General features: G+C 71.6%; 17 protein-coding genes and 2 pseudogenes. 4 read left to right on the forward strand and 15 right to left on the reverse strand.

Going from position 1 to position 18,131, the window contains the following annotated elements; all coding sequences use genetic code 11:
- Window positions 1-4: 4 nt before the first annotated feature.
- Window positions 5-1,126 carry a peptide chain release factor 2 gene (prfB, locus tag ACYVM4_RS03615; protein ID WP_368820225.1) on the reverse strand — a complete coding sequence of 374 codons (1,122 nt, stop codon included), beginning with the start codon at window positions 1,124-1,126 and terminating at the stop codon, window positions 5-7.
- Window positions 1,127-1,214: 88 nt separating this feature from the next.
- Between prfB and ACYVM4_RS03620 the strand changes: the two genes are divergently transcribed.
- The gene (locus tag ACYVM4_RS03620; protein ID WP_368820226.1) at window positions 1,215-2,378 is read left to right on the forward strand and encodes a glucose-1-phosphate adenylyltransferase family protein; all 1,164 of its coding nucleotides are present in this window, start codon (window positions 1,215-1,217) and stop codon (window positions 2,376-2,378) included.
- Between the two features lie 49 nt (window positions 2,379-2,427).
- Here ACYVM4_RS03620 and ACYVM4_RS03625 read toward each other — a convergent pair whose 3' ends face one another.
- The 9 genes and pseudogenes from ACYVM4_RS03625 to ACYVM4_RS03665 form a co-directional block, all read right to left on the reverse strand.
- Window positions 2,428-3,573 (reverse strand): glycerol dehydrogenase, encoded by a 1,146-nt coding sequence (locus tag ACYVM4_RS03625; RefSeq protein ID WP_368820227.1) that lies wholly within the window; start codon window positions 3,571-3,573, stop codon window positions 2,428-2,430.
- Between the two features lie 202 nt (window positions 3,574-3,775).
- The gene (locus ACYVM4_RS03630) at window positions 3,776-4,669 is read right to left on the reverse strand and encodes a LamG-like jellyroll fold domain-containing protein (protein ID WP_368820228.1); all 894 of its coding nucleotides are present in this window, start codon (window positions 4,667-4,669) and stop codon (window positions 3,776-3,778) included.
- 345 nt (window positions 4,670-5,014) lie between these two features.
- Window positions 5,015-5,518: a pilus assembly protein TadG-related protein gene (locus tag ACYVM4_RS03635; protein ID WP_460667705.1), complete on the reverse strand. Its 504-nt coding sequence runs from the start codon at window positions 5,516-5,518 to the stop codon at window positions 5,015-5,017.
- Window positions 5,515-5,970 (reverse strand): hypothetical protein, encoded by a 456-nt coding sequence (locus tag ACYVM4_RS03640; protein WP_368820230.1) that lies wholly within the window; start codon window positions 5,968-5,970, stop codon window positions 5,515-5,517. Before ACYVM4_RS03640 ends, ACYVM4_RS03635 begins: the two co-directional genes overlap by 4 nt.
- Window positions 5,951-6,358, reverse strand: coding sequence for a TadE family protein (locus ACYVM4_RS03645; RefSeq protein WP_368820231.1), 408 nt, complete (start codon window positions 6,356-6,358; stop codon window positions 5,951-5,953). The genes ACYVM4_RS03640 and ACYVM4_RS03645 overlap by 20 nt, the downstream gene beginning before the upstream one ends.
- Before the next feature lie 2 nt (window positions 6,359-6,360).
- Entirely contained in the window at window positions 6,361-6,585 is a 225-nt protein-coding gene (locus ACYVM4_RS03650) for a hypothetical protein (RefSeq protein WP_460667706.1), read from the reverse strand.
- A 52-nt stretch (window positions 6,586-6,637) separates the two neighbouring features.
- Window positions 6,638-7,582, reverse strand: a complete 945-nt coding sequence (locus tag ACYVM4_RS03655) for a type II secretion system F family protein (RefSeq protein ID WP_387608921.1) — start codon at window positions 7,580-7,582, stop codon at window positions 6,638-6,640.
- The gene (locus ACYVM4_RS03660) at window positions 7,579-8,436 is read right to left on the reverse strand and encodes a type II secretion system F family protein (RefSeq protein WP_368820239.1); all 858 of its coding nucleotides are present in this window, start codon (window positions 8,434-8,436) and stop codon (window positions 7,579-7,581) included. Before ACYVM4_RS03660 ends, ACYVM4_RS03655 begins: the two co-directional genes overlap by 4 nt.
- A pseudogene (locus ACYVM4_RS03665) lies at window positions 8,433-9,062 on the reverse strand (CpaF family protein); the annotation flags it as partial. The gene ACYVM4_RS03660 and the pseudogene ACYVM4_RS03665, both read right to left, overlap by 4 nt.
- A 22-nt stretch (window positions 9,063-9,084) precedes the next feature.
- On the opposite strand from ACYVM4_RS03665, the gene ACYVM4_RS03670 reads away from it, so the two are divergent.
- Complete coding sequence (locus ACYVM4_RS03670; protein ID WP_460667707.1) at window positions 9,085-10,491, forward strand: recombinase family protein; 1,407 nt, start codon at window positions 9,085-9,087, stop codon at window positions 10,489-10,491.
- Between the two features lie 184 nt (window positions 10,492-10,675).
- On the opposite strand, the gene ACYVM4_RS03675 is transcribed toward ACYVM4_RS03670, so the two are convergent.
- The 3 genes and pseudogenes from ACYVM4_RS03675 to ACYVM4_RS03685 all read right to left on the reverse strand — a co-directional run.
- On the reverse strand, window positions 10,676-11,458 hold the full coding sequence (locus ACYVM4_RS03675; RefSeq protein ID WP_460667708.1) for a rolling circle replication-associated protein: 783 nt from the start codon (window positions 11,456-11,458) through the stop codon (window positions 10,676-10,678).
- A 500-nt stretch (window positions 11,459-11,958) separates the two neighbouring features.
- The gene (locus tag ACYVM4_RS03680) at window positions 11,959-12,768 is read right to left on the reverse strand and encodes a Swt1 family HEPN domain-containing protein (protein ID WP_460667709.1); all 810 of its coding nucleotides are present in this window, start codon (window positions 12,766-12,768) and stop codon (window positions 11,959-11,961) included.
- A 48-nt stretch (window positions 12,769-12,816) separates the two neighbouring features.
- Window positions 12,817-13,461, reverse strand: a pseudogene (locus ACYVM4_RS03685) (ATPase, T2SS/T4P/T4SS family); the annotation flags it as partial.
- 336 nt (window positions 13,462-13,797) lie between these two features.
- Between ACYVM4_RS03685 and ACYVM4_RS03690 the strand changes: the two are divergent.
- Window positions 13,798-14,745, forward strand: a complete 948-nt coding sequence (locus ACYVM4_RS03690) for a glycerophosphodiester phosphodiesterase (protein ID WP_368820241.1) — start codon at window positions 13,798-13,800, stop codon at window positions 14,743-14,745.
- Between the two features lie 15 nt (window positions 14,746-14,760).
- Here ACYVM4_RS03690 and ACYVM4_RS03695 read toward each other — a convergent pair whose 3' ends face one another.
- The gene (locus ACYVM4_RS03695) at window positions 14,761-15,177 is read right to left on the reverse strand and encodes a DUF2304 domain-containing protein (RefSeq protein WP_368820242.1); all 417 of its coding nucleotides are present in this window, start codon (window positions 15,175-15,177) and stop codon (window positions 14,761-14,763) included.
- Window positions 15,178-15,217: 40 nt separating this feature from the next.
- On the reverse strand, window positions 15,218-15,883 hold the full coding sequence (locus tag ACYVM4_RS03700) for a glycosyltransferase family 2 protein (RefSeq protein ID WP_368820243.1): 666 nt from the start codon (window positions 15,881-15,883) through the stop codon (window positions 15,218-15,220).
- Between the two features lie 144 nt (window positions 15,884-16,027).
- On the opposite strand from ACYVM4_RS03700, the gene ACYVM4_RS03705 reads away from it, so the two are divergent.
- On the forward strand, window positions 16,028-18,079 hold the full coding sequence (locus ACYVM4_RS03705; RefSeq protein WP_460667710.1) for a DUF6541 family protein: 2,052 nt from the start codon (window positions 16,028-16,030) through the stop codon (window positions 18,077-18,079).
- Window positions 18,080-18,131: the final 52 nt, after the last annotated feature.

Below are 18,131 nucleotides of genomic sequence, written 5' to 3' on the forward strand. Positions count from 1 at the left end.
GAGCTCAGGCGTCGGCGGGGGCGTGGCGCTGGTCGGCGCGCCAGCGGATCCCGGCGTCGACGAAGCCGTCGATCGCGCCGTCGAAGATCGCCGAGGGGTTGCCCTCCTCGTGGTTGGTCCGCAGGTCCTTGACCATCTGGTACGGGTTCAGGACGTAGGAGCGCATCTGGTCGCCCCAGGACGCCTTGACGTCACCGGCCAGCTCCTTCTTCTTGGCGCTCTCCTCCTCCTGCCGCTGCAGGAGCAGCCGCGACTGGAGCACGCGCAGCGCGGCGGCGCGGTTCTGGAGCTGGGACTTCTCGTTCTGCATGGACACGACGATGCCCGTGGGGATGTGGGTCATCCGCACCGCGGAGTCCGTGGTGTTCACGGACTGGCCGCCGGGGCCCGAGGAGCGGAAGACGTCCACCTTGATCTCGGCCTCGGGGATCTCGACGGAGTCGTCCTGCTCGATGAGCGGGATGACCTCCACGGCCGCGAACGAGGTCTGGCGCCGACCCTGGTTGTCGAACGGGGAGATGCGCACGAGCCGGTGGGTGCCGGCCTCCACGGACAGGGTGCCGAAGGCGTAGGGCGCCTTGACCTCGAAGGTCGCGGACTTCAGGCCCGCCTCCTCCGCGTAGGAGGTGTCGAGGACGGTGGTCGGGTAGCCGTGGCGCTCGGCCCAGCGCAGGTACATGCGCATGAGCATCTCGGCGAAGTCGGCGGCGTCCACGCCGCCGGCGCCGGCGCGGATGGTCACCACGGCCTCGCGCTCGTCGTACTCGCCCGAGAGCAGGGTCTGGACCTCCAGCCGGGAGAGCGCCTTCTTGACCGCGGCGAGCTCCTCCACGGCGAGCTCCAGGGTCTCGGCGTCGTCCTCCTCGGCGGCCAGCTGCACCATGACCTCGATGTCGTCGATGCGACCGCCCAGCTTCTCGAGCCGCTCGAGGTCGGACTGCTTGTGAGAGAGCTTGGAGGTGATCTTCTGCGCCGCGGCCTGGTCGTCCCACAGGTCCGGGGCCGTCGCCTGCTGCGAGAGCTCGGCGATGTCCCGCTTGATGGCGTCGACGTCGCTCACGGCCTCGATGGACGCGAACGTGGAACGGAGGGCGGAGATCTCTGCCGGGAAGTCAAGGGAGGCCATGGAAGCCAAGATTATCCCATGGGGGCAAATCACCCGGGCCCCGCCCGGTCCCCCTCTGGCAGGATGGTGCCGACAGGAAGGAAGCACGATGCGCATCCCCCGCACGCTGGCCCTGGTCCTCGCCGGCGGGAAGGGCTCCCGGCTCGGCGCCCTGACCGAGAAGAAGGTCAAGCCCGCCCTGCCCGTGGCGGGCACCTACCGGCTCATCGACGTCGCCCTGTCCAACCTCGCGCACTCCCACATCTCGGACGTGTGGGTCGTCGAGCAGTTCCTCCCGCACAGCCTCAACCAGCACCTGGCCAACGGGCGCCCCTGGGACCTCGACCGCACCCACGGCGGTCTCCAGGTGCTGCCCCCGTACCAGGGGGCCGAGGGCGAGGGCTTCGCCGAGGGCAACGCGGACTCGCTCTACCGGCAGAAGGACCTGATCCGCGACTTCGCCCCGGACCTCGTCCTCGTGCTCAGCGCCGACCACCTCTACACGCTGAACTTCCTCGACGTGATCGACACGCACCTCGCGCGGGGCGCCGACCTGACCGTCGTCACCACCCTGGTCGACGAGGACCCCTCCCGCTACGGCGTGGTGCAGACCGACGACGACGGCCGCGTCACCGGCTTCGACTACAAGCCCGACGAGCCCCGGGGGCGGCTGGTCGCCGGCGAGATGTTCCTCTACGACGCCGGCCGGCTGCTGGAGGCCCTGGACGTCCTGCACGAGCAGGAGGGCCGGTTGGAGGACTACGGCAACGACCTGGTCCCGTGGTTCGTGGCGCACCGGACGGTGGTGGAGCACCGCCTGGACGGGTACTGGATGGACCTGGGCACCCTGCAGTCCTACTGGACCGCCCACATGCAGATGCTCGACGGCGAGGGCGTCACCCTGGACGACCCCGGCTGGCCGATCCTCTCGGCCCAGCCGCAGCGGGTGCCCGCCCGGATCGCGGGCAGCGCCGAGCTGCGCGGGTCGATGGTCGCGGCGGGCGCGGTCGTGCGCGGCGCCGTGGAGCACTCGGTGCTCGGCCCCGGCGTCGTCGTCGAGGAGGGCGCCACGGTGCGCGGCTCGGTGCTGCTGGACGGCGTGCGGGTGGGCGCCGGGGTGACCCTCGACAACGTCGTGGCCGACGCCGGCGCCGACATCTCCGGCGGCAGCCGCCGCGGCTCCGCGAAGGGCGTGACGCTCATCGACGAGGACGGCGAGGTGCGCACCACGGAGGAGTTCGACCGCCGGGCGGTCCTGCCCAGCGGTTTTTGAGCCCACCGCGGAGGGATCCTCGCCGGGCGGGGTGCTAGTGGGCCGGGTGCTAGTGGGCGTGGCGGTAGGGCTGCGGTTCGGGCAGCCCGGCGCGGGAACGCACCCGCCGGCCCAGTCGCTCGATCGAGGTCAGTGCCGCGGCGACGTCCTCCGCCCGCACGGCGAAGGGCATGCTGTGGATGGTCTCGCTCTCCACGGTGGCGGCCCGTGCCACGGCCCGGATCTCCTCGGTGTCCTCCGGGCGCAGCCCGATCTCCGTGAGGGTGGTCGGCAGGCCGACCCGGGTGGTGAACTCGATGAAGTCCACGAGCTCCGAGGTCGGCGCGCCCTCCAGCACGAGTTGGGTGATCGAGCCGATGTTGACCTTCTGCCCGTGGGCCAGGCCGTGGGTCTGCGGTGCCGCGGTCAGCCCGTTGTGGACGGCGTGGGCCGCCGCCAGTCCTCCCGACTCGAAGCCGAGCCCGGACAGCAGGGTGTTCGCCTCGATGACCTTCTCCAGCGCCGGGGTCACGACGTGGTCCCGGGCGGCGTCCATCGCGACGAGGGCGTTGTCCCACAGCACGTCCCAGCTCAGCCGGGCCAGGGCGGTGCCCGTGAGGGTGGCCGTCCCCCCGGCCATGGTCAGCGACCCCGAGGCGGCGGTGGCCCGGGCCTCGAGCCAGGTGGCCAGGGCGTCGCCGACGCCCGCCGCCAGGAACGTCGCCGGCGCGTTGGCCACCAGCTGGGAGTCGACGAGGACGAGGTCGGGGTTGCGGGGGAAGAAGCGGTACTCCTCGAAGACGCCCTCGTCGGTGTAGACGACCGCCAGCGCCGAGGTCGGCGCGTCGGTGGAGGCGACGGTGGGGACGGTGACCCACCGGATCCCGGCGAGGAACCCGGAGGCCTTGACCGCGTCGATGGTGCTGCCGCCGCCCACGGCCACGGCCACGTCGGCACCCACGTCGCGGATGACCGCGGTGAGCCGGTCGATCTCCCCGGCCGAGGGGATGCCGTGGAAGGTCTCGCGCGTGGTCGCCATGCCGGCCCGGGTCAGGGACGTCTCCACGTCGTGGCCCACGAACCCCCAGACGACGTCGTCGGCCACGACGAGGGGTGTCCGCCCGACGGCGGCGAGGTACTCCCCCAGGCGTGCGATGGCGCCCGGTCCCTGGACGTAGCGCCCTGGGCTGATGACGGAGCGGACGGGAGCGTCCATGGTCTTCTCCTTCGACGACGGGGCCGGCAGGTCGTTCCCCCTGCCGTCCGGGATGCTCTCCCGGGTGCCCGCCAGCGTAGGAACGCCACGGTGGTGGGCGCCAGGGACGTTCTCGCCGGCTGAGAAACCGGGGAGGCGGCCCGGTCACGTCCAGGGGTCCCCGGAACGCCGTCCGCCGCCCGACCCGGGAGAGCCCCGGTCGTCATCTCCTGGTCATCACCCGGTAGTGCTCCTCGATCCGCTCCGCGGGCAGCTCCTTGGTGTAGACCGCCACCTTGCCGACGGCCCCGTCGAAGAACGACCTCAGGTCCCGGGTGCCCACGCGGAACGGCGCACTGCCGCGCCGGGGCACGACGACCGTGCCGTCGTGCTTCAGGTCGTCCTGGTCCATGCGCTTCCCGTTCCGGTAGATCTTCGTGTAGCCGTTCGGGTACGACCCGCCCTTGTCCTTGGCGTTGATGACGAGCACGTAGTGGATCCACTCCCCCTTGCGCACCGGTACCTGGAAGTAGGACCCCGGCCCCTCTCCTCCGGACGGGTTGAACGCGTAGCCGGAGATGCGGTTGGGCCGGTTCTCGGAGTTGCTCTTCGAGTACATCCGCGCCACGTACTCGTGGTTCCTCGGCGCGCCCTTGCCCATCCAGTGCACGTACCCCGATCCCTCCTGGGACCGGAAGTCGAGCGTGTCGGGGCGCATCCACGCCTCGATGGTGAGCACGCCCCGAGTGGCTGCGCTGAGGGCGGCGGCGTCGGGGACCTGGAGGTACTGGCCGGTGCCGTCGAAGTCCGCGGCCGTGTCCCCGTTCGGCAGGGTCGTCCGCTGGGGCTTGCCGTGGTAGCTGCCGTGGAGCCTGCCCGCGAGGTCCTTCTCCGTGCCGGCACCGGGACTGCGCATGGCCCAGTACGCAGCGGGTCTGTCCTTCGTGACCGTGTCGTCGTAGGAGACCGGGCGGGCCGCAGTCCGGAGGACGTCCCCGGGCTCTTCCAGGGCGGCCGACGACGGCAGCCCGGCGATGCCCAGCGTCAGCGCGAACAGCAGCGTCAGCACGCCCTGCACAGGCGCGCTCCGCCGCCCTCGCGCGCGAACAGTACTCATGTCGGGACCTCGATGTGGTATCGGACGGGACCGCGCGCACCGGTTGCTTCCCTCGTGCGCATCCCGCTCACTGCGGTGCCGGCCGTGCGGCCGCACCGGACGTCGTCGCGACACCTCCTCCCCCACAAGGACCGATGCCTGAGGACCGGTCCGGAGGAACATCCACCGGCACCAGCGTGCGCCGCCGGTGGCGACCGGTCAATGAGATCGCGCCGAACAGCGCCCCAATGGTTATGGTCCCCGTCGCGCCGCCCGGACCCGGCCCGGACGCCAGGGCGGGCGCCGTGCCCGCGGCACTGCCCCCGGAGTGCTCACGAGCGGGTCGCCGGCACCGGGGCGGTGACGTCATCGCCCCAACTGGGCGCGGGCCTCGCTCGTGGCGGTGATCGGGATGCCGTCGGGCACCAGGAGGTTGACCACCGGCGGGTGCACGACGGCGGACAGGGTCACCTCCGCGGTCCGCCCGTCCGGGCTCCCGGTGGGTCCGGCCAGCGCCAGTCCCGGGGTGCCCGACCAGGCCCGGACCGTGTCGAGGTAGGCGGCCGCGGCCCCCGCCACGGCGTCGTCGTCCAGGACCGTGGCGGGCGGGGCGCCGGTCTCCCCCGGGTCCAGCGCCACGAACGTGTCGGCCGCGGCGAGCGCGGCGTTGTCGGCCAGCACCTGCAGCTTGCGCTCCCCCACGTAGACCGCGGTGACGCCCATGACCACGACGGTCAACAGGAGCAGCACGACCGCGAAGCCGATGACCAGGATCGTGACCTGGCCGTCGTCCCGGTCCTGGGCCCCGGACTCGGCCCGGTCCCTGTCCCCGTCCCGGTGCGGGTCCGGGCGGGCGGTCCGCCCGCTCATCCGTAGCGCCCGATCACGACCGTCGCCGAGGACGTCAGCACGGCGACGTCCAGGTCGGTGAACCCGGGCACCAGCGGCAGCGGGAGCTCCAGGGTGGCGTGCACCGTGGCCACCGCACCGGGCGCCGCGCAGGCGCCGTCGGAGCACTCGAGCCGGATCGCCAGCCGGTCGGGGGCGAAACCCTGGTCCGACGCCGCCAGCTGCGCCGCGGCGCCCAGCCCGGCGTCCGAGAGCGTCCCGGGCTCGGCGCGGGCCAGCACCTGGGAGGTCTGCTGCGCGGCGGCCACGACCGCGAAGGCCCCGGACTGGACCTGGGCCACCGCGAGCACGAAGTAGACCACCGGAACGAGCAGCAGCGTGCCCAGCGCGACGAACTCCACGACGGCGCTGCCCTCGTCACCGTCCGCACGCCCGTCGATCGCTGCGGGCGCCTCAGTCGCCGAGGACGGCATGGCCGCGCACCTCCAGGGAGTCGGGCGGGCCGAACAGCGCCACGACCGGCAGCGGCGACACCACCGTGATCTCGAGGGTCCGCAGCTCGCCCACCGTCACGGGGGTCGCGACGACGTCCTGGGCGTACCGGGGTCCCAGGGCGCCGGAGACGATCCGGCGGGTCCGCTCGACCCCGTCCTCGGGCGAGCGGTCGGCCAGGGTGCCGTACCGGGCGCCGGCCGCGGCGGCGTCGATCAGCGTGTTCCGCACGTGCAGGGCCAGGGCGAGTTGCAGCGTGGCCGCGAAGATCATCGCCACGAGGCCGGCCACCATCACGTACTCGACCACCGCACTGCCCCGGTCCGTCTCCGGGGGCCCGGCCTCCGGCCGGGCGCGGTTGCCGCGCATCCTCAGTTCTGGCTCACGCGGGCCATCGCGTCCTGGAAGAGCCCCTCCAGGGCCGGCTGCGCCACCAGCAGCAGGCCGGCCACGAGCACCGCGGACATCAGGGTCAGCATCACCCAGCCGGGGACGTCGCCGCGGTCGGGGTCACCGGCGGAGAGCCGGTCGCGCAGCGCGGACAGTGCCGGGGCGAACACGCCGAGCAGGGCGGCGAGCCGGTGGAGGTGTGTCATGGGTTCGTCCTTTCCTGGAGGGCGGCCGGTCTCCGGCCGCCCGGGTGAGAGGTCAGAAGCCGAGCTCGAGCACGGCGAGCCCGGGGTACACGGCGAACACGACCGTCAGCGGCAGCACGAAGAACACGAGGGGGACCATCATGGCGATCTCCTTGCGCCCGGCGGCCTCCATCAGCTCGCGCTTGTCGTTGTCCCGCACGTCCTGGGCCTGGGCCCGCAGCACGTCCGCCAGGGGCGTGCCGCGTTCGATGGCCACGACGATGCCGTCCACGAACCGCCCGATCGGGGCCACCGGGGTGCGGGCGGAGAAGTCCTGGAGCGCGTGCACGAGTCCGGCGCCGGACCGGGTCTGCGCGAGCACCGCACGGAACTCGGCGGTGAGCTCCCCCTCGGCGACCCGGCACACCCGCTCGAGCGAACCCACCGCGCTCTCCCCCGCGCCGACCGACAGCGCCATCAGCTCGGCCACGGCGGGGAACTCGGCCAGCATCCGGGCCTCGCGAACCCGGATCCGCCGGCCCAGCAGGTGCCCGCGCAGCAGGTGCCCGGCGGCCGTGGCCGCGCCCACGGCCAGCAGCACCCCGCCGGGGCCCGTTCCCCAGCGGGCCGCGGCGGCCGTGCCGAGCAGGACGCCGAGCAGGAGACCCCCTGTCGCGAACAGGAGCTGCTCGGCGCGGAAGTCCGCCGCCGTGGTGGTGACCCCCGCCCGGACGAGCCGTCTCTCCAGGGCGGCCGAGGGGGCGGCGTGCCGGAACACGCGGTGGGCCAGCCCGCGCACGAGCGGATCCAGTCCCACCGCCGCCCGCCCGGGGGGCCGGGCCGAGCGGTGCCCGGGGCGGGCGAGCAGCGCCGACTGGACCTCCACCGAGCGCAGCTGAGGAGAGATCCGGGTCGCGAAGGACGGCCCGCCGGTGACGCGGGCACCGGTGAGCACCAGCCACAGCCCGGCGGCGTGCACCAGGGCGAGGAGCACCAGCAGGGCGGGGGAAGCACTCACCGCAGCACCCGCTCGGGCTCGGGCAGGGCCCCGATCCGCAGCATGAGGCGGTAGGCGGTCGCGGAGACGAGCAGCCCGCCGATCAGCACGAGGGCGCCGGCCGGGGTGTCGTAGGCGCGGATCGCGGCGGGCTGGGTGGCCATCAGCGCCAGGACGATCCACGGTGCTGCCACCGCGAGGCGGGCGGCGTTGACCGTCCAGGACTGACGGGCCTCCAGCTCCCCGCGAGTGCGGGCGTTCTCCCGCAGGAACTCCGAGAGCGTCCCGAGCAGCCGGCCGAGGTCGGTGCCGCCGACCTCGCGGGTCACCCGCAGGGCCTCGACGATGTTGTCGGCCACGGGGTCGGCCAGCCGGTCCTTGAGCAGGGTGAGCGCGCCCTGCAGCTGCCCGGAGGCGCGGTAGTCGGCGGCGAACCGGGCGAAGGCTGGTCGCACCGGCTCGGGCCCGCGGTACTGCAGCTGGATGAGCGCCTCGGGCAGGGACATCCCGGCCCGGATCGCCGAGCGCAGGTGGTCGACGACGTCGGGCCACACCGCGCGCAGAGCGGCCGCCCGGCGCCGTGCCCGGTGCTGGACCACGGCCAGGGGAACCCAGCCGCCCAGGACGCCGGCGCACAGGCCGAGGACGGACGCGCCGGTGACCGCTGCGACGAGCAGTCCGCTCAGTGTCCCTGTCGCGGCGCAGGCGGCCAGCAGTCCCGCCGGGCCGACCCGGGACAGATCCGCGCGCAGCAGCAGCTCGCGCAGCCGGCCGGGCCTGCGCGTGCCGACCGGGCGCGGCGCCTCCTCGGCCCAGCAGGACCACCAGAGCAGGAACACGCCCGCTCCCAGCAGCACGCCCAGCGCCGCGCTCACCGCACTGCTCCGCCCGGGCCGTCGTCCGCCAGCAGGTCGCTCACCCGGTGCCCGGCGCGCTCGAACTTCCATGCCGCCGGCGCCTCGGCCGCCACCGCCAGCAGGGCGCCTCCCGCCTCGGCGAAGACCGGGTACGTCTCGATCACGCCGTTCTCCACCCGGTTGCCGATCGCGAGGATCTCGCTCACCCGGCGGCCGCCGTGCCGGTCGCGGTGGCAGTGCACCACGAGGTCGAAGCACGAGGCCACCGTGGGCACCACGAAACCGGAGCTGATGTTCTCCCCCGCCAGCAGCGGCAGGGTGCAGATCTTGGTCACGGCGTCCCGGGCGGAGTTGGCGTGCAGGCTGCACATCCCCGGCAATCCGCTGTTCAGTGCGATGAGCATGTCCAGGCTCTCCGCCTCCCGGACCTCCCCGACCACGAGCCGGTCCGGGCGCATCCTCAGCGCCTCCTTGACGAGCCGTCGCAGGGGGATCTCGCCCGTGCCCTCGAGGTTGGGCTGACGGCACTGCATCCCCACGACGTCGCGCAGCGGGACCTGCAGCTCGAAGATCTCCTCCACCGTCACCACCCGCTCCCGTGGCCCGATCGAGGCGCACAGACAGTTGAGCAGCGTCGTCTTGCCGACCTAGCGCTAATCCATCCCCATGACCAAGAAGCGCAGCGCGGTGGCGATCTACGCCCGCATCTCCCAGGACCGGACCGGCGAAGAGCTAGGGGTAAAGCGTCAGCTCCAGGACTGTCGGGCCGAGGCCGAGCGGCGCGGTTGGATCGTGGCACAGGAGTACGTGGACGACGACATCAGCGCGTATTCGGGCAAGAAACGTCCGGAGTACGAGCGGATGCTGCGGGACATCGGGGAGGGCCGCCGGGACGGAGTGATCGTCTGGCACATGGACCGGCTGCACCGCCGCCCGGTGGAGCTGGAGGGGTTCGTGGAGGTCTGCGCCCGCGCTGGGGTCCGTGATGTGGTGACGCTGTCCGGGGACGTGGACTTGGTCAACGGGGACGGGCTACTCATGGCCCGTTTGCTGGCCGCAGTCGCCGCGAACGAGTCCGACGCCAAGCGCCGCCGGGGTGCACGGAAGGCCCTGGAAATTGCCGAGGCTGGCAGGCCCATGATGGGCGGGCCGCGCCCGTTCGGATTCCTCGACGACCGCGTGACCCACCACCCGGCCGAGGCCCCCGTAATCCGCCAACTGGCCCGCCGGGCCTTGGCCGGGGAGACTCTAACTTCCCTGGCGAGCTGGCTGCAGAACGAGGGCATCACGACGACCCAGGGCAAGGAGTGGCGGACCAACACACTCCGCACGGTGCTGACGAATCCGCGCATGTGGGGCATGCGCGTGCACCAAGGACAGGTGATCGGCAAAGCGGTGTGGGAGCCGATCATCACCGAGGACGAGGGCGAGCGGTTGCGGCGGAAGCTACTGGACCCGGCCCGACGGACCAACCGCAGTGCCCGCCGCTATCCGCTGAGCGGGATGCTGGAGTGCGGCAAGTGCGGCAACCGGATGCACTCCCACCCACGCGGGCAGTACCGCCGGTATGGCTGCCTCAAAGGCCCGGACTCACGCGGCTGCGGGAGCGTCTTCATCTACGCCGAGCGGCTGGAGGAATGGGTGGCCGCAGCCGTGCTTGTGCGCCTGGACTCCTCCGAGATGCACCAGAAACTCGCTATGGACACCACCAACCCCGATGAAGCACGTGCCCTGGAGGAAGCTATCGAGGCCGACGCCGCAAAGCTCGTGGAGCTGGCGGAGATGTGGGCTGACGGAGAGATCACCCGCGCCCAGATGAAGACCATGCAGAGTCGCGTCGAGGCCCGGTTGGAGGACAACCGGCGGGCGTTCTCCCGGCTCACGCATCCGGCGGATGCCGCCGAGTACATCGGCCACGGCCAAGAGTTGGAAGCCAAGTGGCACACCCTGAACCTGTCCCAGCAGGTGGCGATCATCAAGGCCGTGCTGCACAAGCTCACGATCCTGCCCGCCACGAAACCGGGGCGGCACGGCATAGACAAAGACCGAGTCCTGCCCGACTGGCGGCTGTAGGGGCCGGGGCGGGGCGGTTGCGTGCTCGGCGCCGGGGCGCCGTGCGCGCGCTACCTCCCTGCCACCGTCCCCAGCAGGTCGCCAATGCGGCGCAGCGCCTCCGGATCCGTGACTTTCTCCGGGACTCCCTGGGCCTCGCACGTCGCCCGGACCCACTCGGCAAGCTCAACCCGATCAATCCCGCTCACCGCTGGTCGTCCCACTGCGCCCAGATGGCCGGCGGACCGACCCAGACCTCGACGTCCTCGGAGTTCCATCGCACCGCCGGCGCGACACCGAAGACAGCTGATGCTTGCTCGATGACCGCCTCGGACGTGGTGCCGTAGAGCTGCAGCTTCCTGGGCTGGTACCCCTGGGCCACCTCGTAGCGGTGCATGCCCGGTACCCGGACGGCTGGATCATCGAAGGTCTTGCCCACGTACTTGGACAAATACCGAGCCGCGATCCGGGCCTCACCCAGCGACCCGGAGCCGATCGGCCCGCCGCCCAGGCGCTTGATGCCGACGAAGCCGCGCCCCCAGGTGGTCTTAATCAGACGTTGCGGAACGTACTGGCCCACGGCGAAGTGCACATGGAAGTGCACCCCGTCCTTATGCAGCTCGGGCACCCAGATGTACGGCAGCGGACGCCCGCCGAGCGCCTCGCGCAGCTCACGGAAGAACAGGCCGACGTGCTGGCGCAGCTCGTTCGGGTTGGAACAACGTGGGTCACCGTAGGTCAGTGTCCCCAGGCGGTTGAGCCGGTTGGCGGCGCAGTACCGGCGGAGCTTGGCCCGAGCACGTTGGGCAGCCGACTTGGCGGCACGTTCCGGGTCACGGGCATTACCGGGGGCGACGTAGGAGCGGTCAGGCTGGTGGGAACCAACGAAGCAGCCGCCGCCCTCCCCAGCATCGGGGTACCGGGACAGCAGCCAGCCAGCTCGAGGAGGCGCGAAAACGGACGAGGGGCGGGGGGATTCGACAGACACAGGGACTCCGGGAAGAGGAAACCGACAAGGAACCGCTGAAGTCCGTGGACCGTGAGAACAAGCTACAGAAGACAGACCTCAGCACCCGGTCTCGCTCCGGATGGGCCCTTCTGTATTGCCGTGAGCGTTCTTTTGGATGCTGGCCTACCGGCACCGCTCGACCTCGCCCAGAAGAGGTCACCTGCATATTTTCTCTGTCAGGGTTCTGGGACCGGCTTCTCCCCTACGCGACATTGCTTAAGTGATACCACGGACTCCGGTGCCCGCGGCACCTCCCAGCCGAGCCGCGGCTGGGAGGTTGCCCACGGTCACCTGGGAGGCTGCCGCGGGACCGTTCGTCCTCGCCCGCGGGGCGGGCTCCGGGCGCTGCGTCCCTTGCCCACGGGGCACCCCGGCCACTTTCCAGCCCCGCCAGGACCCCCACGAGTTACGTTGCTAGTTCAAGTCAAGGGCTGGGCAGGTGCTACGCACCCGCCCAGCCCGCACTAACGACCTAGCACTTAGATGCCGGGTGGATTGACCGCATACTTGAAAGAAACCTGGTGATCATAGTGAGTGTGCCTGTGATAACTGCTGTCACTATCCATACTGATTTCGACGTACACGCGCTCGCCGACCATGCCTGAAGTAATAGCCACTTCAAAGCTAACATCCGTGCCGATGGCGATCGGGGTCTTCGTGACGCGACTATTCTCGCTTGGGAAGGTACGAACGCGCCACTTGAGCTCCCGACCCTGAGGGTCCCAACCCCGGGCATCGAATGTTATCGAATCCCCTACTTTCAACCGGAGGTCGGTTTCGCAGATAGGATCTTTGTCGGGACGCATTTCGGGCTCATGGCCGAAAGAATCACGCACCCATTCGATAACCGGGTAGTACATAGCGTCTGGGGACCGACTGGACAGATGCGTGGTTACAGACGTCCGGATCGTCCCCGCAATCCCTTCCAGGAGTGCGCGCTCATGGTGCAAGAGCTCACGACTGTGCGCAGGAGCATTTCGAAAATCCTCCACCTTATCGGCCAGGACAGTAAATTCTTTCTTTTCCCCCAATGCGGGAGAAAAATCTTGCCAATTTTTCTCTATTACTTTTCGTAGTTGGTAAAAGTGCGTGTAAGAGATGAGCGAGCTGGGAACCTTCGCAGGAGCCCTGCGTTTCGCCTCTTCCACATGGCGTTGCTCCAGAGCTTGCACCTCTTCAGGGGTGAAGACGATATTCATCCATTGCTGCCCATGCTTTTCACTAAGGACGGCATCGAGAAGATGACGCAAGTCGCCTTCTATGACCGATATTGCGGCTGTGGGTTCCATACATGCAAACCTATCAGCCAGCGATTACATGCCAGTTGGTTTACAACTGGTCGGGTTGCCGGCCTGGGTAGCGCCCGAGACGAGGATGTTGAGCCCGCTGGCCACGGCCGCGTCCAGGAAGCGTGCCGCGCGCGGTGGCAGGGAGCCCAGCTCCACGAGGTCGTCCAGCCGCCGTGCCCGGGCCACGAACTTGCGGATGTTCACGGCCCAGTGCCGGCGCGTCACGTCGGGGATCACCACGTGCAGCCGGGACCCGTCCGGCAGCGCCGCGTCCACGAACGGGGAGGACAGGTCCAGGCGGCGGCCCGAGGACTTGAGCATGCGCTCCACCAGGTTGCGGATCTGCGCCTCGGTCAGCACGAGGCTCGTCAGCTCGGACTCCCCGCTGCGGGCGGCGTAGACCTCCGCGGGGCCGTTGATCCAGATCTCCTCGATCCGCGGGTCGTCGAGCAGCGGCTGCAGCGGGCCGAACCCGGCGACCAGGTCCAGCAGCACCCGGCGGGCGGCGTCCAGGTCCGCCAGGGCCGGCAGCACCCCGCGCGCCGAGCGCTGGTCGTAGTCGCGCACCGCGGCGTCCACCAGCTCGCGGGTCCGCTCAAGCTCCAGCACCGGGTCCAGGCCCCGGCGCCGGATCAGCTCCCGCACCTCGGCCTCGACCAGCCCGAGGGCGTCCTCGGAGAGCAGTGCCGTCATCCGTCCCCCTGTGCGTCGCCCGGCGCGGGACCCGTGCCGGTCGCGCTCCCCCCGGAGCGCATGCACAGGAACATAGGCCGATCCGCAGTCGTCCCCACAACCCCGTTCCGGCCTCCTGTGGACAGCCGTGGCTGACCTGCGACGTTGTTCCCGTCCGGAAACACATGAACTGTCACAGGATGCCCGCGCATGAAATCCGTCCCGGAGTGACGCCGCTCCGCCCCGCCGGCGTGCGCGTCGTGCCGTAGTGTGGGCGGGCGAACACGCTCCCCGCTGGGCGGCCGCGGCACGGCACCGCCCGGGGCACGCTCGCCGCCGCCGATCGCTAGGACTCCCGTGACTCCCGTGACCACCGAGCAGGACGACCCCCGCCCCGACGTCACCGCCCGGGCCCGGGCGCTGCTCCGCGCGGCCCTCCCCTTCACCGGCAACCTGCTCACGAGCGCGGTCGGCGCGGCTCTCGGCCGGCACCTGGTGACCCCGTCACCGGGTCCGAGGGCCTCCGTGCCCCGGGACTGGCCGGCCACCTTCGCGCACCGGGGCGGCGCCGAGGTCGCCCCGGAGAACACCCTCGAGGCGTTCCGGGCGGCCGAGGCCCTCGGGGACGTCGTGCTGGAGCTCGACGTGCAGGCCTCCGCCGACGGCACGGCCGTGCTGATGCACGACCTCACGGTGGACCGCACGACGGACGGGACCGGAGCCGTCGCGCTGATGTCCACCGCGGAGCTCCAGCGCCTGGACGCCGGGCACACGTTCACCCGCGACGGCGGGACCTTCCCGTGGCGGGGGCGCGGGGTGCACGTCCCCACGCTCGCGGAGGTCTACGAGGCGTTCCCCGACCACCGCGTGGCGATCGAGCTCAAGGGCAACCGTCCCGGCGCCGAGGAGATCGTCTGGCGGGCCATCCGGGCGGCGGGCGCCCAGGAGCGCACGCTCGTCGCGACGAACCGCACGGCCTCGATCCGGCGGTTCCGCCAGGTCTCGGGCGGGGCGGTCCCCACGGCGGCCGCCCTCACGGAGTTCGCGGCCTTCCGGCTGCTGTGCCTGCTGGGCCGGCACCGCCACTACACGTTCCCGTTCCAGGGCCTGCAGCCGCCCGACACCCTCCTGGGGCTGCGCGTGCTCACGCCTGGGCTGCTGCGGGCAGCCCAGCAGGCAGATCTGCGGGTCGACGTGTGGACGATCGACCGGGAGGACGACATGCGCCGCCTGCTCGAGTGGGGCGTGGACGGCGTCATGACGGACCGGCCGGACCTGCTGTCCCGGGTGGTCCGGGAGGCCTGACCCGCGCCGGGACGGTCAGGCCGCGGGGCGAGCCGCCGGGGAGGTCTCCGCGAAGTGCCGCACCGAGGGCCGCTCGGCGTGCTCCGGGGTCGGCGCCCAGGGCCGCTCCGCCTCGGCGACGGCGATGTGCCGTGCCAGCCGGGTCACGTTGACCTCCTGCTGGCGGTTGCGCAGCGCGGAGGTGGCCTGGGTGATCATGAAGATCACCACGAAGCCGTACAGGACGAGGTCCGTGCCGCGCCCGATCCCGAAGACGTGGGCGACGCCCGTGAGCAGGTCGGGGAAGAAGATGGACAGCGCCGCGAAGACGAAGAAGGCCAGGCCCACCACGCGGCGGATCGCCTGGTGCTTGGCGTTGGCCCCGCCGCGGATCAGGGCGAGCGCGCCGTAGCCCACGGCCAGGACCAGCAGGATCTGGACGGCGTAGATCATCGGACGGCTCTTCCCTTCGACGGTGCGTACTGGGTGCGGACTACTTGACGAACAGCTCGGCGAGGATGTTCACGCCGTTGAGCAGCGACTGCCCCTTGGACTTCGAGTAGTCCGTGTAGATGATCTCGACCGGGTGCTCGACCCAGCGGGGCCGGATGTCGGCGAGCTGGTTGACGATCTCCGAGGCGTGCGCCATCCGGTTCTGGGTCAGCCGGATCCGGGACAGGGTGCCCCGGTCGAGAGCGCGCAGCCCGTTGTGGGCGTCGGAGAGGTCCATGCCGGTGGACAGCTTCGAGAAGAACGCGGCGGTGCGCAGCACGATCCGCTTGAGCGGGGAGATCCGGGTGCGCCGGTCGAGGAAGCGGGAGCCGAGCACGACCTCGGCCTCGCCCGAGCGGATCCGCTCGACCATGTCCCACGCGTCCACCACGCGGTGCTGGCCGTCGGAGTCGAAGGTCACCACGCAGTCCATCCCGGGGTCCTGCAGGGCGTACTCGAAGCCGGTCTGCAGCGCCGCGCCCTGCCCCAGGTTGATGGGGTGCTGGACGACGACGGCGCCGGCCTCGGCGCAGATCCGGGCCGAGTCGTCGGAGGATCCGTCGTCGACGCAGACGACGTGCGGGAAGGTCTTCCGGAGCTCCTTCAGCACCTCTCCCACGACGGCCGCCTCGTTGTACACGGGCATGACGATCCACGAACGACTCACCCGGACATTCTCGCACAGCGCGCCGGGCCCGCCCGTCAGGTCGCCGGTCGCGCCCTGGTCGGCCGATATGATCGAGCGGACCCCTTCCCCCCACCGTGAGGACGAGACCGTGCCCGCTGCCAGACTGAGCCCCGCAGGACCGACGTGCTGACGGACTGGGGACCCTATCTGCCGGCGTTCCTGGTCCTGCTGGCGTTCCTGTGGCTGCCCGGGCTGGCCCTGCTGTGGGCCTTCGGTCAGCGCGGGGGGCGGATCCTGCTGACGGCACCGGTCTTCAGCGTCGCCGTCGTCGGGCTCACGGGCGTGGTCCTGGACCTGGCGGGCATCCCCTACGGCGCGCTCGCCCAGGTGGCCGCCGCCGTGGTGCTGGCGGCGCTGGCGTGGCTGGTCGGCCGGCTGCTCCCCCGGGGCGGCCACGTGCCCGGCTCGCACGCCGCCGGGGCGGACCCGGCAGACCCGGAGGCGCGCTTCTGCGAGGGGCGCCGCTGGCTGTTCCCGGCGGGCGCGGCCGCCGGGCTGGCGATCGGGGCGGTGCTGCTGGTGCGCCGGATGGCGTCCGTGATCGGCCACCCGGAGGCGATGGCCCAGCGCTGGGACAACATCTTCCACCTCAACGCCATCCGCTACGTCGTGGAGACCGGCAACGGCTCCACCCTGACGCTGAACCGGATGGTGAACCCGGAGAGCACCATCGCCCTCTACCCCGCGGCGTGGCACCAGCTGGCGTCCCTCGCGGTGCCCCTGACCGGCGACAGCGTGCTCGTCGCCCACAACCTGACGCTGCTCGCGGTGGCGGGGCTCGTCTGGCCCGCCTCGTGCATCTTCCTGGTCCGCTGCCTCGTCGGCCCCTCCCCCGTGGCGGCCGTGGTCGCCGGCACGGCCGCCGCCGGGTTCAGCGTCTTCCCGCTCGGCCTGATGGCTTGGGGCCCGCTGTTCCCGAACATCCTCGCCCTGGCGCTCGCCCCCGTGTCCCTCGGCCTGCTCGTGCGGCTGCTCGGCCCCGGCGTGACCGCGGACCGGACGGCCCGCACCCCGGACGCGGCTGGCAGGGTCCGGCTGGCCGCCAGCCTGGTGGTCACCCTCGGCGCGCTGTTCGTCTCCCAGCCCAACGCGTTCCTGGCCCTGCTCGTGGTCGCGGTCCCCCTGGCGGCCACGGCGTGGTGGCTCGGCCTGCGGGCCGCCGCGGGCGCCCGGCACCGCGGTCCCGCCCTCGGGATGGTGGCCGTGGCGGCGGTCGTGGTCACGGCGTGGCTGCTCCTGTGGAACGTCCTGACCACGGACCGCGCCTGGGATCCCTTCACGTCCTTCGGCCGGGGTGTGGGCGAGGCCGTCATGTTCACGTCCAACGGCCGCGACGACGTCCCCTGGGTGCTCGTGGTCCTGACCGCCGCCGGGGTCTACGCCGCGATCAGCCGCCGCCGGCTGCGCTGGCTCGTGCTGGGTCACCTGTCGCTCGTGCTCCTGTACGCGGTCTCCGCCGGCGGCGAGGAGGGCCCCTGGCGGGAGTGGCTGACCGGCGGATGGTACGTGGACTCCTACCGCCTGGCGGCCACCCTGCCGCTGACCGCCATCCCCCTCGCCGCCCTCGGCGCCGTGCACGTGGTGGACGGACTGGCCACCGGCGCCGCCGCCCTCACCTCGTTCGCCGGCCGGCCCCGGGCCGGGCGCGCCGCCTATCCCGTCGCGGCGGTCGTGGTGCTGGCGCTCGCGGTGCCGTACTCCCAGGTCGAGTCCCTCACCCAGGCCACGAGGTGGGGCAAGCAGTACTACGCGTGGGAGGGCCCCGAGAGCGTGCTGACGCAGGAGGAGTACGAGTTCCTGGAGGGCCTCGACGAGCTCACGGACCCTGAGGACGTCATCGCCGTCAACCCGTGGAACGGCGGTTCCCTGGCGTTCGCGGTCGCCGAGCGGCCCGTGACCCAGTACCACGTGGGGACGCCGGATCCGCAGGTGCGGGAGGTCGTGACGGGCATCGACACGGCCGCCCCCGGCAGCCCCGCGTGCGAGGCCGCGGACGAGCTCGACGTCCGCTACGTCCTGGACTTCGGGACCCAGTTCATCATCCCGGACAACCCGGCCGCCCTCGCCTACACCGGGGTCAACGCCGTGGACCCGGCCGTCGACCTGAACCTGGCGCTGGTCGAGCGCAGCGGTGAGGCGGCGCTCTACGAGATCGTCGGCTGCGACGGCGCCTGATCCTACGGCGGGCCCCCGGCCCCGCGGTGGGCTCCGGCCTGCGACGCACGAC

This window comes from Kocuria himachalensis (assembly GCF_054784195.1).

Excerpts from the sequence above, each read along its gene's own strand:
- ACYVM4_RS03640 (WP_368820230.1), bottom strand. The coding sequence starts at position 5,970 with ATGCCGTCCTCGGCGACTGAGGCGCCCGCAGCGATCGACGGGCGTGCG.
- ACYVM4_RS03630 (WP_368820228.1), bottom strand. The coding sequence starts at position 4,669 with ATGAGTACTGTTCGCGCGCGAGGGCGGCGGAGCGCGCCTGTGCAGGGC.
- ACYVM4_RS03625 (WP_368820227.1), bottom strand. The coding sequence starts at position 3,573 with ATGGACGCTCCCGTCCGCTCCGTCATCAGCCCAGGGCGCTACGTCCAG.
- ACYVM4_RS03635 (WP_460667705.1), bottom strand. The coding sequence starts at position 5,518 with ATGAGCGGGCGGACCGCCCGCCCGGACCCGCACCGGGACGGGGACAGG.
- prfB (WP_368820225.1), bottom strand. The coding sequence starts at position 1,126 with ATGGCCTCCCTTGACTTCCCGGCAGAGATCTCCGCCCTCCGTTCCACG.
- ACYVM4_RS03670 (WP_460667707.1), top strand. The coding sequence starts at position 9,085 with ATGACCAAGAAGCGCAGCGCGGTGGCGATCTACGCCCGCATCTCCCAG.
- ACYVM4_RS03680 (WP_460667709.1), bottom strand. The coding sequence starts at position 12,768 with ATGGAACCCACAGCCGCAATATCGGTCATAGAAGGCGACTTGCGTCAT.
- ACYVM4_RS03620 (WP_368820226.1), top strand. The coding sequence starts at position 1,215 with ATGCGCATCCCCCGCACGCTGGCCCTGGTCCTCGCCGGCGGGAAGGGC.
- ACYVM4_RS03695 (WP_368820242.1), bottom strand. The coding sequence starts at position 15,177 with ATGATCTACGCCGTCCAGATCCTGCTGGTCCTGGCCGTGGGCTACGGC.
- ACYVM4_RS03645 (WP_368820231.1), bottom strand. The coding sequence starts at position 6,358 with ATGCGCGGCAACCGCGCCCGGCCGGAGGCCGGGCCCCCGGAGACGGAC.
- ACYVM4_RS03650 (WP_460667706.1), bottom strand. The coding sequence starts at position 6,585 with ATGACACACCTCCACCGGCTCGCCGCCCTGCTCGGCGTGTTCGCCCCG.